The 12516-nt window shown below is 69.2% G+C and carries 13 protein-coding genes, 1 rRNA gene and 1 pseudogene; 11 read left to right on the top strand and 4 right to left on the bottom strand.

Going from position 1 to position 12516, the window contains the following annotated elements:
* Positions 1-17: 17 nt before the first annotated feature.
* From G7043_RS46940 to G7043_RS49175, 6 genes are all read left to right on the top strand, one after another.
* The gene (locus G7043_RS46940) at positions 18-827 is read left to right on the top strand and encodes a DUF72 domain-containing protein (RefSeq protein WP_166056199.1); all 810 of its coding nucleotides are present in this window, start codon (positions 18-20) and stop codon (positions 825-827) included.
* Positions 828-869: 42 nt separating this feature from the next.
* A complete protein-coding gene (locus G7043_RS46935; protein WP_166056197.1) occupies positions 870-1226 on the top strand; it encodes a peptidase inhibitor family I36 protein in 357 nt (118 codons plus the stop codon).
* A 155-nt stretch (positions 1227-1381) separates the two neighbouring features.
* Positions 1382-3748 carry an AAA family ATPase gene (locus G7043_RS46930; protein ID WP_166056195.1) on the top strand — a complete coding sequence of 789 codons (2367 nt, stop codon included), beginning with the start codon at positions 1382-1384 and terminating at the stop codon, positions 3746-3748.
* On the top strand, positions 3745-4131 hold the full coding sequence (locus G7043_RS46925; protein WP_166056193.1) for a hypothetical protein: 387 nt from the start codon (positions 3745-3747) through the stop codon (positions 4129-4131). Before G7043_RS46930 ends, G7043_RS46925 begins: the two co-directional genes overlap by 4 nt.
* A gap of 8 nt (positions 4132-4139) precedes the next feature.
* The gene (locus G7043_RS46920; protein WP_166056191.1) at positions 4140-4979 is read left to right on the top strand and encodes a metallophosphoesterase family protein; all 840 of its coding nucleotides are present in this window, start codon (positions 4140-4142) and stop codon (positions 4977-4979) included.
* Positions 4976-7606, top strand: a complete 2631-nt coding sequence (locus tag G7043_RS49175; protein WP_166056188.1) for an ATP-binding protein — start codon at positions 4976-4978, stop codon at positions 7604-7606. The genes G7043_RS46920 and G7043_RS49175 overlap by 4 nt, the downstream gene beginning before the upstream one ends.
* A gap of 162 nt (positions 7607-7768) precedes the next feature.
* On the opposite strand, the pseudogene G7043_RS49715 reads toward G7043_RS49175, so the two are convergent.
* Positions 7769-8050, bottom strand: a pseudogene (locus G7043_RS49715) (hypothetical protein); the annotation flags it as partial.
* Here G7043_RS49715 and G7043_RS46905 point away from each other — a divergent pair.
* The 3 genes from G7043_RS46905 (at position 8049) to G7043_RS46895 (ending at position 10696) form a co-directional block, all read left to right on the top strand.
* A complete protein-coding gene (locus tag G7043_RS46905) occupies positions 8049-8681 on the top strand; it encodes a hypothetical protein (RefSeq protein WP_166056186.1) in 633 nt (210 codons plus the stop codon). The pseudogene G7043_RS49715 and the gene G7043_RS46905 overlap by 2 nt on opposite strands.
* A gap of 104 nt (positions 8682-8785) precedes the next feature.
* The gene (locus G7043_RS46900; RefSeq protein WP_166056184.1) at positions 8786-9625 is read left to right on the top strand and encodes a helix-turn-helix domain-containing protein; all 840 of its coding nucleotides are present in this window, start codon (positions 8786-8788) and stop codon (positions 9623-9625) included.
* A gap of 150 nt (positions 9626-9775) precedes the next feature.
* Complete coding sequence (locus tag G7043_RS46895) at positions 9776-10696, top strand: hypothetical protein (RefSeq protein WP_166056182.1); 921 nt, start codon at positions 9776-9778, stop codon at positions 10694-10696.
* Here the strand turns inward: G7043_RS46895 and G7043_RS46890 are convergent.
* On the bottom strand, positions 10669-11469 hold the full coding sequence (locus tag G7043_RS46890) for an SDR family NAD(P)-dependent oxidoreductase (RefSeq protein WP_166056180.1): 801 nt from the start codon (positions 11467-11469) through the stop codon (positions 10669-10671). The two genes, G7043_RS46895 and G7043_RS46890, sit on opposite strands and share 28 nt — an antisense overlap.
* A gap of 88 nt (positions 11470-11557) precedes the next feature.
* On the opposite strand from G7043_RS46890, the gene G7043_RS46885 reads away from it, so the two are divergent.
* Positions 11558-11917, top strand: a complete 360-nt coding sequence (locus G7043_RS46885; RefSeq protein ID WP_166056178.1) for a nucleotide pyrophosphohydrolase — start codon at positions 11558-11560, stop codon at positions 11915-11917.
* A 29-nt stretch (positions 11918-11946) separates the two neighbouring features.
* Positions 11947-12114, top strand: a complete 168-nt coding sequence (locus tag G7043_RS46880; RefSeq protein WP_166056176.1) for a hypothetical protein — start codon at positions 11947-11949, stop codon at positions 12112-12114.
* Here G7043_RS46880 and G7043_RS46875 read toward each other — a convergent pair.
* Entirely contained in the window at positions 12111-12275 is a 165-nt protein-coding gene (locus tag G7043_RS46875; RefSeq protein WP_166056174.1) for a hypothetical protein, read from the bottom strand. The genes G7043_RS46880 and G7043_RS46875 overlap by 4 nt on opposite strands.
* Before the next feature lie 140 nt (positions 12276-12415).
* A 5S ribosomal RNA gene (gene rrf, locus G7043_RS46870) occupies positions 12416-12516 on the bottom strand; the annotation flags it as partial.

Raw genomic sequence — 12516 nt, 5'->3', positions numbered from 1 at the left:
CGTGCCACGATAACCACATGGGAGAGGTCAGGATCGGCACTTCGGGATGGGTCTACCCACCCTGGCGCGGCGTCTTCTACCCCAAGGGCGTCACGCAGAAGCGCGAGCTGGCCTACCTGAGCGAGCAGCTCAACTCGGTGGAGATCAACGGCTCCTTCTACTCACTGCAGCGCCCGTCCAGCTACCAGAAGTGGGCCGCGGAAACACCACCGGACTTCAAGTTCGCCGTCAAGGGCAGCCGCTTCATCACGCACATGAAGCGCCTCAAAGACGGCAACGAACTGCTCGCGAACTACCTCGCGTCCGGCGTGCTCGCCCTGGGCCCGAAACTCGGCCCGATCCTCTGGCAGCTCCCGCCCACGCTGCAGTTCGACGCCGGCCTGCTCACCGGCTTCTTCGAGGGCCTCCCCCGCACCACCACCGAGGCCGCGGAGATCGCCGCACGGCACGACCACCGCGTGGACCCGGCCCACACCACCACGGACGCCGAACGCCCGATGCGGTACGCCCTCGAGGTCCGGCACGACAGCTATCGCACGCCGGAGTTCATCGATCTCCTCAAGCGCCACGACATCGCACTGGTGGTCGCGGACGCCGCCGGCAAGTACCCGCTCATCGAAGAGGTCACCAGCGACTTCGTCTACGTCCGGCTGCACGGCCACGACGAGCTGTACGTCAGCGGCTACACCGACGAGGGCCTCGACATGTGGGCGCGGAAGGTCGAGAAGTGGCGTGAGCACGGCGACGTGTTCGTCTACTTCGACAACGACGCGAAGGCCTACGCCCCGCGTGACGCCAAAGCACTACAAGATCGTCTGGCCGATTGACCCAAACGGACGCACACTCCAAGACGACGGAGAGGTGCGCCCATGTCGACGAAGAGCCTCATCGCCGCCTTGATGATCACCGCGGGAGCGGTTGCCTCCAGTGGGATCGCCGTAGCTCAGAGTGACAAGAGCTGCGACAAGGGCGAGTTCTGCGTCTGGTCGGGACCGGACTACACGGGGTCCGTCCAACGTCTCGACCTGGAGACCGCGAACCCCGGCGAATGCATCCCGCTCAACGTCGTCGGCAAGTCCTTCGCCAACCGCCTGAGCAGGGACGCGACCGTCTACCAGCGCGAGAACTGCTCGACCGAGGCCGAGTTCACCACCTACCCCCGGCACGGCACCTACGTGCCGGACGCCTACTTCGTGATCAGGGGACTGGAAGTGTGGGGGCCATAACGAGCCCGGACTACTTTAGTCACCCTATGTAACACCACCCGATCGTGTGAGTACTCACCAGTAGGTCTCATTTGGTGCCTAAGTTGCCGCCCTATCGAGTGGTGGCAGCTGGAGGAAATGTGACCGTGGCGGGTGAAGCCGGGTTACTCGAACTGATGGCCGGGCGACTGGCCAAAGACGATCTCACCCCACGTGCGGCGGAACTGGTGCTCGCGGCGTGCCGAGGTGAAGCAGCGCTGGACAGCGCGCTCGCCGGGGTGCCCGCGCGGGAGGAGACGCCGAGGGAACGGACGGACGGCCCCGGACACGGGATCTTCGTGTCGGAGATCCGCGTGCGCGGCTTCCGGGGCATCGGTCCCCAGGCACGCCTGCCGCTGGCACCGGGCCCCGGACTGACCGTCATCACCGGACGCAACGGCTCGGGCAAGTCGAGCTTCGCCGAGGCCGCGGAACTGGCGCTGACCGGCTACAACGCCCGCTGGACCCGCGCGCGGCACGACGTGTGGCGGCAGGGCTGGCGCAACCTGCACCAGGCCGGCACCGCCGTCGAGCTGGACATCGTGCAGGCCGCGCGGCCGGGCCGGACGACGATCCGAAGACGCTGGGCGCCGGAAGAAGACCTGGCGCAGGGCGAGTGGACGCAGGACAACGAGCCGTTCGACGACCGAAGATGGCACGACGCGTTGGAGACCTACCGACCGTTCCTGCCCTACAGCGAGTTGGGCACTGTCCTCGACGCACAGCCTGAGGACCTCTACGAGGCGATGCATCGCTTTCTGGGCTTGGAAGCGATCACCGAGGCCCAGCAGTCGCTCGCCGAGCACCGCAAACGGCTCGCCGAGGTCGTCGCCCGCCCCTACGACCGACGAGAACGCGTGCGCGCGGAGCTGGCGGCGTCCCCCGACGAACGCGCCCGCCGCGCCGCCGAACTGCTCGGCAGCGACTCCCCCGACCTCGACGCGATCGCGGACCTCGCGCTCGGCGCGGACGTCGGCAGCGGAACCAGCCTGTTGCACCAGATCGTCGACATCGCACTGCCTCCCGACGACGAGATCGACCGGATCCGCGAGACCCTGGACCTGGCACTCGGCGCGGTGACCGTGGTGGCGACGGACAACGCGCAGGACTCCCTCAGGTGCAGCGAGATCCTGAAGCTCGCCATCCAGCTGCAGGAGTCTGGCGGCAACCAGTCGTGCCCGGTGTGCGACCTCGGCCGGCTGGACGGGCTGTGGCTGTCGAAAGCCAGGGAACGCGCCGAGCACCTCGCCAAGGCCGCGGCGGAGCTGCACGACGCCGCGGACCGGCTGGACGTGGCGGTGGCGGCCACGCGGGCTTCCTGCCTGCCGGTGCCGGACGTGCTGAAAGACGCCCAGGACATGCTCGACACGACGACCGCGCTGCAGGCGTGGCAGGCGTGGGAGGGCTGCGTCTCGATCGACGATCCCGTGCGGCTGCGGCGGGAGTTGTTCGACCGGTACGCGGACCTCATGCAGGCCGTGGACCAGCTGAAATCCGTCGCGCGGGAGCAGATCGACCGGCGTGACCTGGTGTGGCGGCCGATGGCGCTCGCGTTGTTCGAGTGGCACTCCCAGGCCCAGCAAGCGCTTGCGGACGCCGAGGTGCTCGCCGACGTGACCGAGGCGGAGAACTGGATCCGCAGGACCGCGGCGACCCTGCGGTCCGAGCGCATCGCGCCGTTCGCCAAGGAGTCGCAGCGGATCTGGCAGCGGCTGCGCCAGCAGAGCAACGTCGACCTGGGCGCGGTGCGGCTCGGCAACACCCGCAACGTCGAGCTGGACGTGTCGGTCGACGGCGTCTCGAACTCGGCGCTGGCGGTGATGAGCCAGGGCGAGCTGCACTCGCTGGGGCTCGCGCTGTTCCTGCCGCGCGCGATGGTCGACGAGAGCCCGTTCCGGTTCGTGGTGATCGACGACCCTGTACAGGCGATGGATCCATCCAAAGTAGACGGTCTCGCGCAGGTGCTCGCCGACGTCGGACTGACCCGCCAGGTCGTGGTCTTCACCCACGACGAACGACTGGTGGAGGCGTTGCGGCGGTTGCGGTTGAGCGCGACCGTCTGGGAGGTCTGCCGCGGCGAGGAGTCCGTCGTGCAGGTGCGGATGTCCGACGACCCCGTTGGCCGGTGCCTGAACGACGCCCGTGCGATGCGCACCGACGAGGACCTGCCGGAAGCCCTGCGAGCCGAGCTGGTGGCTTCGTGCTGCCGAACGGCGCTGGAAGTGGCGTCGCACGCCCGGTTCCGCCGCGAACGGCTCGGCCGCGGCGTACCGCACGCCGAGGTCGAACGCGTGCTGGAGTGCGCGTTGACGACCAGGCAGAAGATCGCGCTGGCGGTGCTCGACGACCTCGCGGAACCGGCGAAGTTGTTGCCGCATCTGGAGGACGTCGTCGGGTCGTGGGCGGTCGACCTGCTGCACGCGTGCCGCATCGGCGGCGACAGCGGCGACCTGGACGTGCTGATCCGCGACACCGAACTGCTCGCGGGGTGGCTGCAGCGATGAACCTCCCCTCGGACGTGCAGGACCGCCTGACCTGCGTCGCGAACCTGCTGGCCCGCCCCGAGCAGCTCGACGGCGTGCGGATCCGGTGCTGCGCCGAGCTGTTGCGCACGGCGGTGGAACGTTCGGTCGCCCGCGCGTGCGGCGCCGACAACAGCGACCAGCCAGTGCACGCGCTGCTGATCAATCTTCCGTCCCATGTGGACGCGGACGTGGCGCACGACGCTTCCCAGCTGTGGCACGCGCTGAGCCGCGCGATCCGGCACCACGGCTACGAGCTCAGCCCGACCGTGGTGGAACTGCGCGGCTGGCACGACGACACGGCTTCGGTCGTCGAGGCTCTGCAACCGACCCTGACCCTGTCCGGCAACATAGACCTCACCTGAAGGCACCGGTGAAACTGCTGCTGTTCGCGGACCTGCACCTGGACACGCGCTTTTCCAGCGCGGGTCCGGCGCGACGCCAGGCGTTGCGCGACACACTGGGCCGCATCGTGGAGCTCGCACAGGAATCGAACGCCGACGCGGTGCTCTGCGCCGGCGACCTGTACGAGCACGATCGCTGCTCCCCTTCCACGGCCTCGTTCCTGCAGTCGTCGTTCGACTGCTCGCTTCCGGTGTTCCTGGTGCCGGGCAACGACGACTGGTACGGGCCGCAGTCGGTCTACCAGCAGGTGGACTGGACGCCGAACGTGCACGTGTTCTCCTCGGAGTCGTTGACGCCCGTGGAACTCGCCGACGGCGTCACGCTGTGGGGTGCCGCCCACGTCGGCCCCGGCCCGGCGCGGGACTTCCTGGACGGCTTCGCGGTGAACCGCGGCGGGGTGAACCTGGCGCTGTGTCACGGTTCCGCGCCGGAGGACGTCGCGATCACCGGGCTGGACCACGCGTTCCTGGGGCACGTGCACACGCCGGAGCACGCCGTTCGCCACACCTTCCCCGGCAACCCGGATCCGCTGACCGCGGACGAGACCGGTGAGCGCGGGGCCGTGCTGTGCACGGTGCACGACGACGGCTCGGTGACGCGCGAGGTGTTCGACGTGTCGGCGTCGCGGTCGCTCGGGCTGCTGGCCGAGCACACGGAGACGTTCCCCTTGCTGGACTTCGACTCCGTCGCCGCGGAACGGACCGTGCGCGGCCAGTTCGTGCGGGACGTGCTGGCGGATCCGTCTCTGGACACGACGTTGCGCGGCCGCGTGCTGGCGACCGGCCTGCGGGCGTTGGAGGATCGATGAAGATCGAGTCGGTGACCGCGCACGCCTTCGGGCCGCTGCACGACCGGACGCTGCCGCTGGCACCGGGGCTGACCGTGGTGTCGGGCGTGAACGAGTCCGCGAAGTCCTCCTGGCACGCCGCGATCCGCGCCGCCCTGTGCGGTGAACCGTCGTCGCGGCACCGTCCGTGGCACGGTGAGTCGTGGCGGGTGGCCGCGATGGTGTCGATGGCGTCCGGCGAAGTCGTCGCGGTGGACCGCGATCTGAACGACGACTCCTCGCCGGATGTCGCGCGCCGGATCGGTCTGGACCGCACGTCGTTCGCCGCCACCGCCTGCGTCGACCAGGCGCAGCTGCTGACCGTGCTGGACGCGGCGGACGGGCTGCAGGACCACCTGCGGCGCGCGGCGGCCACGGCGGGCACCGACGGCACGGTGGAGCAGGCGTTGCAACGGCTGAGCGCGCCGGTCGACCAGTTGCGGGACGCCCGCAACCGCTTGCGCGAGGCCGAAACGGACCTGAGCGTGGCCCGCCGCGAGCACACCCGGTACCTGGAGCTGACTGCTCACGCCCGATCAGCCGCAGCCGCACGCGCGCGCCTGGCCGTTCAAGAGCACTCGGTTGTGCTCGACACGCTGTCCTCTCGGGCGGCACGGCTGAGTGAGCTTCAGGAGCGCTTCGGCGACTCACCGCCGTCTGGCCTGGCCGCGCAGGAAGAGCTGACCCACGTGGTCAACCGTGCGCTGGCCGCGTGGCGTGCGGCACCGACGCCGCGTGTGCTGACCGGCCCGTCGGCGTCCACTCTCGAAGGCGAACTGGAAGCACTTCCCGAGCCTCCCGTTGGTGAGACCGCGGTCGACGATGAACTCCGTGTCGTAGCAACGGCCTATGAGACCGCTTCTGCCGTCGCAGCCGCACACAACGAACGCCGCCCTTCGCCACCAACCACTGCCGAGCCGTCGGTGCTGCGCGGCCTCGCCACCCGCCTGGACCCGACCAGCGGCGCCCGGCTGACCACCGCGTCGATCGAGGTGGACACCGCCCGCCAGTTCCAGGACGAGGCCGCCGCCAACGCGGCCCGCACCCAGGTGGAAGCCGACGTGGCGGCAGCGCGCGTGCAGGAGATCGCGATGCCGAACCCGTTCCTGCGCAACGCTTTGCTGGCCCTGAGCTGCCTGACCACACTCGTCGGCCTGCTGCTGTTCCTGACCGACCAGCAACTCGCCGCCGTGGGCGTCCTGATCGCCGCCCTGGTGGCCGGCGTCGGCGGCGCCCTGGCCCGCGGCAACGGCCCCCAACGCGACGCCGCCGTCGCTTTCGCCGCCGAACGCGCGCGTATGGCAACCGATGCGCGGGGCGTGCTGTTCATCGCGGACCGCAAACTGGCCGAGGCCGAGGGCCAGCGCGCGGTGGCCTCGGAAGCCGTGCGCGTCCACGACGAAGCCGTCGCCTCGTGCGCGTCCCTGGGCATCCCCGCGGACCGCGAAACGTTGTGGCGCCTGGCGAACCGCGCCGCCTGGGAAGCCGTGCAGGCGGACCTGGAGTGCGAGGTCGCGCGCACCGAGAAGGTGGTCCGCGTGGAACTTGCCGCGCGCGGCAAGGTCGACGCCGCGATGACCGTGCCAGACCTGCTGATCGACTACGAAACCGACTGCAAGGTCCGCGCCCGCCAGGCGTTGATGGCCGCCCAGCGCCCGCTGCTGGCCCAGGCGCTGGCCGACCGCCGCCTGGCAGAAGCGACCGTCGCCGAAGCCACCGTCGCCCACACCCGCGCACTGGCCCTGCTGCGCAACGCCGTGACCGCGATCGGCGGCAGCGGCGAACGCCCCGAAGACCTGCTCCGCGCCATCGCCGAGTGGCAACGCGGCTGGGACCGCCTGCTGCGCGAGGCCGAGGAAGAACGCAACGCCTGGGCCGAACTCCAGTCCCTGCTGGCCTCCGGCACGCTGAACGACGTCGAGACCACCCTCTCCGCCGCCCAGAACCACCACGCCGCCCTGGTCGAAACCGCCCTCCGCTACGCAGCCTGCGACCCCGTGGACCCGTCTCTCGCCGCGCAGTGCGACACCCTGGCCGCCACCGTCACCGAGATGGTCCGCGGCCTGCCCAGCGTCCCGGACGCGGAAGAAGCCGTGCAGACCGCCGCGCGGGTCCTGGCCGAGGTGACCGCCGAGGTGCAGGCCATCGACCTCGCCTCCCGCTACCTGACCGCCGCCCGCGAGAAGGTGCACAGCACCATCGCCCCGGCCCTGGAGGACACCCTCCGCGCGTGGCTGCCTCTCGTGACCGACGGCCGTTATGTCGACGCAGCAGTGGACCCCGCATCTCTGACCGTGCGCGTGTGCACCGCCTCCGAGACATGGCACCAGGCATCGCGTTTGTCTTTGGGCACGGCCGAGCAGGTCTATCTGCTGCTGCGCGTGGCCCTCGCCCAGCACTTGGCTTCCGAGCCGTGCCCGTTGTTGCTGGACGACGTCACCGTGCAGGCCGACGACACCCGGACCCGCGCGGTGCTGGACCTGCTGCTGCGGCTGTCGGAGGACCGGCAGATCGTGGTGTTCGCGCAGGAGAGCGCGGTGGTCGAGTGGGCCCAGGAACGGCTGGGCGAACGCGACGTGCTGCACCAGCTCACGCCTGTGGCCGCCTGACTTGCCGTCCGGCTGCTCCCACACGCGAACGACGAGCCAGCCGGCGGTGGTGAGCCGGGTGTTGGTGTCGAGGTCTCGAACGACCACGCCGTGCAGCTTCACCCGCCACCATTCGCGGTTCGCCTTGGGCAGCTGGCCGTGTTCCGGACACGAGTGCCAGAAACAACCGTCGACGAACAACGCGATCCTTGCCCCTCGCAGCACGTCGACACGGCGGCGCCGGTTGGTCCCAGGCGGTGCGACGTCCACGAGATAGCGCAGCCCACGGCGGTGCAGTGCCCGCCGCACCGCCATCTCGGGCGCGGTGCCGACCCGGCGGGTCCTGCGCATCACCCGCGAGGTCGCCTCGGAAGTGGCGGCCGGAGCGGGTCCTGCATCGACATAGCGGTACACGACCTGCAGTTTCCCGGAATTGTCAGACCCCGTCGCTACCGTCGATCCCATGACCAACGCCGCCTTCCGCAAGCTGGCCCCGACGCCCGACGAGCGGCTCGCCGAGCTGGGGCTGCGCCTCGCCGTCCTGGACCGCGCGATCGCCGCCGGCATCGACGCGCGTGCCGCCTCGCCGCCGTTCGGGCCGACGAACGCGCCGGGGCTGCTCGACTGGATTCACCGGGTGGGCACGCTGCGCCAGTTGCTGGCCGTCGAGGGGTGGCAGCGGCTCGACCACTGGAACGCCGGCCTGGTGCGGCACCCGTCGCGGCCGATTCTGCTGGGCACGTTGCAAGGCAACCGGGGGACGGGGTCGACGGACGCGCCGCTGCGCAGCGACTATGCGAAGGGGCCCGCCATCGCGGCGATGATGAGGGACAACGACCACGACCAGTTCGCGCTGTTCGAGAACGTGCGCACTGAGGGGTTCAAGTTGTGGTTCCTGGTCACGTATCCGCTGCAGCTGGCGGATCGGCTCGTGGTGTTGCGCGAGGTGTCGCAGCCGGAGCCGACGCCGCAGAACCAGATCATCGAGCGGTGGGCGCATCGGATCGTGTTGCCGCCGATGGAGTTCCCGCAGCTCAAGGCGCCCAATGTGGACGGTCCGGAGGAGGTGGACTTCCCGATCGCGTTGAGGCGGTGAACGATCTGCGGGCAGGCCGAGCACCACGCACGACAGCGACCTGACGCGGGTCCAACTGGACCCGCGTGGCATCGCGGCGCGGCAGCAGCGACAATGGCCGGATCATGCTCACCCCGTCGCGACTCACGCTCGCCCGCACCCGGCGCGGACTCACCGCGGCCGAGCTCGCGCGCAAGTCCGGGGTGTCGGCGCGGGCCATCGGCGAGTACGAGCGCGGACAGCGCAGGCCCAAGCCCGCCACCGTCGAGTCGCTGGCCGGGGCGCTTGCTTTTCCGGCGGCGTTCCTGACCGCGCCGGAACCGCCACGACCGCAGAGCGGGCCGGACGACGCGCAGGCGACCGCGGCGGCTCAGCTGGCCATCGAGTTCAACGGGTGGCTGGAGCGCCTGTTCGTGCTCCCCCAGCCGAACCTGCCGCCTCCCCGGACTTCGCCGGGCAGCACGCGCGCTGCCTGGCGGCTTGACGACGGGCCGGCGCCGAACATGGTGCAGCTGCTCGAATCGCGCGGTGTGCGGGTGTTCTCGCTGCCCGTCGACTGCGCCGCTCAGGAGGCGTTCTCCTGCTGGCACAACGGAACGCCGTTCGTGTTTCTGAACCCGGCGGCGACGCCGGAGCAGGCGAGGTTCGACGCCACCCGGCAACTCGCCGTGCTGCTCGGCCACGACGAACCGGTGGAGTTCGCCGCCGAGTTCCTCATGCCGGAGAAGCAGTTCTACGGCACGGGTTACCGCCGCTGGCTGGCCCGCCGGGAAACGTCGAAGCTGCTCACCAAGGTGTTCAGGGTTCTCCGCGAGAACGGCACGACGCCGCTGCACGTCGCCAAAGAGCTGAATCTGGGTCTGGAAGAGCTCAACGGACTTGTGTTCGGACTCGTGCTGACCGCGCTACCCGGTGGCGGAGAACCAGGCCCCAGAGGACGTGCGCGCCTCACCTTGGTCCACTGACTGATCACGTTGGACCGGATTGCGTTGTCATTCGGTCACTGAGTGAAGCGAACAGCCGGTTATGCTAGGCCAAACGAGCGATTTGTGAAACGCATCGTCCGGCATCCCCGACACTGAGAGTGACGGGAAGCCGAGTCGTGAGGATGCCCCATGACGATGCAGCAACGCACAGAGCCTTCGCCCGCCGCAGTCCTGATCTCCGTTGCCGTGCTCGCGTTGGTTCTGACCGTTGCTTTCGGCCCGCTGGGCTTCGTCATCGGGCTCGCGTTGTTCGCGTTGATGTTCATCGGCAGCAAGAACAGAGCGGCACCCGACCAGGCCGCGCCCATGCGGACCCGGTCCCGCATCCGTCGGCTGTCCACGGCCGGCCGGGTCGCGATCGTCGGTGAGTCGCACTACCAGGACGCCATCGCGGAGGTGGCGAGGCACTCGACAGCGCTGCCGCTCGACGAGGCGATCCCCGCGACCGCCGTGCTGGTGCCGGAACAGGCCAACCGCCACGACCACCAGGCGGTGCGGGTCGATCTGTTGCGCGGCGACGGATCCGCCATCACCGCCGGCTACCTGCGCGGCGACCAGGCCGCCGACTACCAGCCGCTGCTGCTCGAACTGGCCGAACGCGGCGAGGTCGGTTCGTGTCCCGCCCGCATCATGGGCGGTGGCCAGCGCTACTACGGCGTGCACCTGCACCTCGGTGTCCCGCGGCTGCTGCTGCTCGACCACGAAGCCCTTGGCACCGCACCGACCTTGCCCGCCGAACACCAGGTCAACATCACGGGCGAGGAAGCACATCAGCACGTGCTGCACCGGGTGGTCAACGGCCGCACGCCCGTCCACGTCATCGCCGAGCTCCGCGACTGCTGCATCGCCGAAGGCAGCCACATCGGCGAACACACTCTCGAGGTACTCCTCGAAGGCGAACGCATCGGTCAGCTCACCTACTCGATGGGTCTGCGCTACTGCGACGTTGCGCAAGAGTGGCGCGCCCGCACGGGGCGCGCGCTCTGCGAAGCGGTCATCACCAACGAGGGCACGCGTGGCCTTCAGACGAAGTTGCTGCTGCCCAAGTAGTCAGCGAACGTCCGCGGTTCACGGCCAAGAACTCGTTGCACGCCGTCAGACAGATGGGCCTCTTCTCCCGTGCGGATGCGCACGAGCAGCATCGTGACGAGGTCGGCGATCTCGTCCGGGTAGCCGAGGCCGCGCAACGAAGCGGCGAACTCCTCCTGGTCGACGTCGGTGTACAGAACGGGGTTGCCGGTCACCGCGACGATCCGCGCGAGCATCTCGGCGAACGACAACGACTCGGGCCCGCTCAGCTCGTAGGTCTGCCCCGCGTGGCCCGGCTGGGTCAGCGCAACGACGGCGACCTCGGCGATGTCCACCACATCAATGAACGGATGGATGCCCTGTCCTGCCGGGACAGCCAGCTCGCCGTGCTGCACGGGCGCGGCGAACAGGTCCTCGTCGAAGTTCTGCATGAACCACGTCGGACGCAGGACCGTCCACTCGACGCCGGACTCCTTGATCGTGGCCTCGAAGGGATCGTCGTCGGGGGCACCGCGCATGGACAACAACACGAGCCGAGTCACTCCGGACTTCACGGCCAGCGGCACGAATTGGGCGAGGGCAGCGGGATTGTCCGGCGGCACGACGTAGACCGCGGTGGCGCCGGCGAGAGCGGGCTCCCAGGTCTCCGGGGTGGCCCAGTCGAACTTCGTCGCCGACGAGCGTGAGGCGGGACGGGCCGCGGGGCCGAGGAGTGAGGTGACGCGGCGACCGGTTTTGCCGGTGCCGCCGAGCACGAGGATGGAGGACGGGTTGAGGGCGCTCAATGTTGACATGACTAGAGCTAATCAATGTTGACTCGGACGATCCATGCTTGAACAACCGCCATCCTTGCTCGTTCGTCCACGTGATAATTAGTGGGTCATGAGTGAGCGTGATCTCGTGGACCTGAGGGATGCGTTGCGGGCCTTCGCCGCTGCCCGCGACTGGGACAGCTACCACACCCCCAAGAACCTGGTGATGGCGTTGTCCGCGGAGGTTGGCGAGCTCACCGACCTCTTCCAGTGGCTGACACCCGAAGAGGCGCAGAACGCGATGAAAGACCCGGACCTTGCGTGGAACGTGCGGGACGAGCTGGCGGACGTGATGCACTACCTCACCAGGCTGGCGGACAAGCTGGGTGTCGACCTCGTCGAGGCTGCGTTCGCCAAGATCGAACGCAACGAGCGGCGGTTCCCGACCGGAAGCTTGACGCCCGTCCCAGTCGAGAAGGGTGAGCTGTGAGTCTGCAGTAGGAGAAGCGCCGTTCCCCATTGAGGTATCAGTTCGACTTCACCACGGAGAACGGCGCTCCCGTGTTCAGCGTCGACAGGAAGACCTGGGTTCGCGACCACTACCTGGTCCCGTTCCAGGATCCTGGCGTCGACCGCCGGCTCGTGACCGCGCAGGCCGTGGCGCTCGACGCACTGCGGTCCCGCTAGAGGTACGTCAGCAGGAGAAGGATCAGGCACACCAGCAGCACGACGCCGAGCACTGCGGGCAGGAGTGACTGCGAGGACGGCGCGGGCTCGCGGGCGTGCCTGCCCCGCCTCCTGCGCGCTCGCCACCGCAAAGGTGCCTCCCCTACCCGCTGATCGTTCATGACGATCACGGTAGGGACGAACAACCCGAGCCTGGCTCACGTCACCCGCTCGCCTGGTGTGCATCACCCGGTCGGTCGCTCAAGCACGAAAAAGCCCTGCGGGGAGCGCATGAAGCGCTCAACCCGCAGGGCTAAATTAAGTTCGGCGGCGACCTACTCTCCCACACCGTAACCAGTGCAGTACCATCGGCGCAGAAGGGCTTAACTACCGGGTTCGGAATGGGACCGGGTGTTTCCCCAA

Origin of the sequence: Lentzea alba (assembly GCF_011067745.1) — a bacterium.
Taxonomy (GTDB): Bacteria; Actinomycetota; Actinomycetes; order Mycobacteriales; family Pseudonocardiaceae; genus Lentzea; species Lentzea alba.
The sequence above is the reverse complement of the archived record's forward strand: the minus strand, read 5'-3'. Positions and strand labels throughout refer to the sequence as shown.

Bases quoted from the DNA above. Each gene is read 5' to 3' on its own strand.
- G7043_RS46940 (WP_166056199.1), top strand. From the start codon at position 18: ATGGGAGAGGTCAGGATCGGCACTTCGGGATGGGTCTACCCACCCTGG.
- G7043_RS46935 (WP_166056197.1), top strand. From the start codon at position 870: ATGTCGACGAAGAGCCTCATCGCCGCCTTGATGATCACCGCGGGAGCG.
- G7043_RS46930 (WP_166056195.1), top strand. From the start codon at position 1,382: ATGGCCGGGCGACTGGCCAAAGACGATCTCACCCCACGTGCGGCGGAA.
- G7043_RS46925 (WP_166056193.1), top strand. From the start codon at position 3,745: ATGAACCTCCCCTCGGACGTGCAGGACCGCCTGACCTGCGTCGCGAAC.
- G7043_RS49175 (WP_166056188.1), top strand. From the start codon at position 4,976: ATGAAGATCGAGTCGGTGACCGCGCACGCCTTCGGGCCGCTGCACGAC.
- G7043_RS46905 (WP_166056186.1), top strand. From the start codon at position 8,049: ATGACCAACGCCGCCTTCCGCAAGCTGGCCCCGACGCCCGACGAGCGG.
- G7043_RS46900 (WP_166056184.1), top strand. From the start codon at position 8,786: ATGCTCACCCCGTCGCGACTCACGCTCGCCCGCACCCGGCGCGGACTC.
- G7043_RS46895 (WP_166056182.1), top strand. From the start codon at position 9,776: ATGACGATGCAGCAACGCACAGAGCCTTCGCCCGCCGCAGTCCTGATC.
- G7043_RS46890 (WP_166056180.1), bottom strand. From the start codon at position 11,469: ATGTCAACATTGAGCGCCCTCAACCCGTCCTCCATCCTCGTGCTCGGC.
- G7043_RS46885 (WP_166056178.1), top strand. From the start codon at position 11,558: ATGAGTGAGCGTGATCTCGTGGACCTGAGGGATGCGTTGCGGGCCTTC.
- G7043_RS46875 (WP_166056174.1), bottom strand. From the start codon at position 12,275: ATGAACGATCAGCGGGTAGGGGAGGCACCTTTGCGGTGGCGAGCGCGC.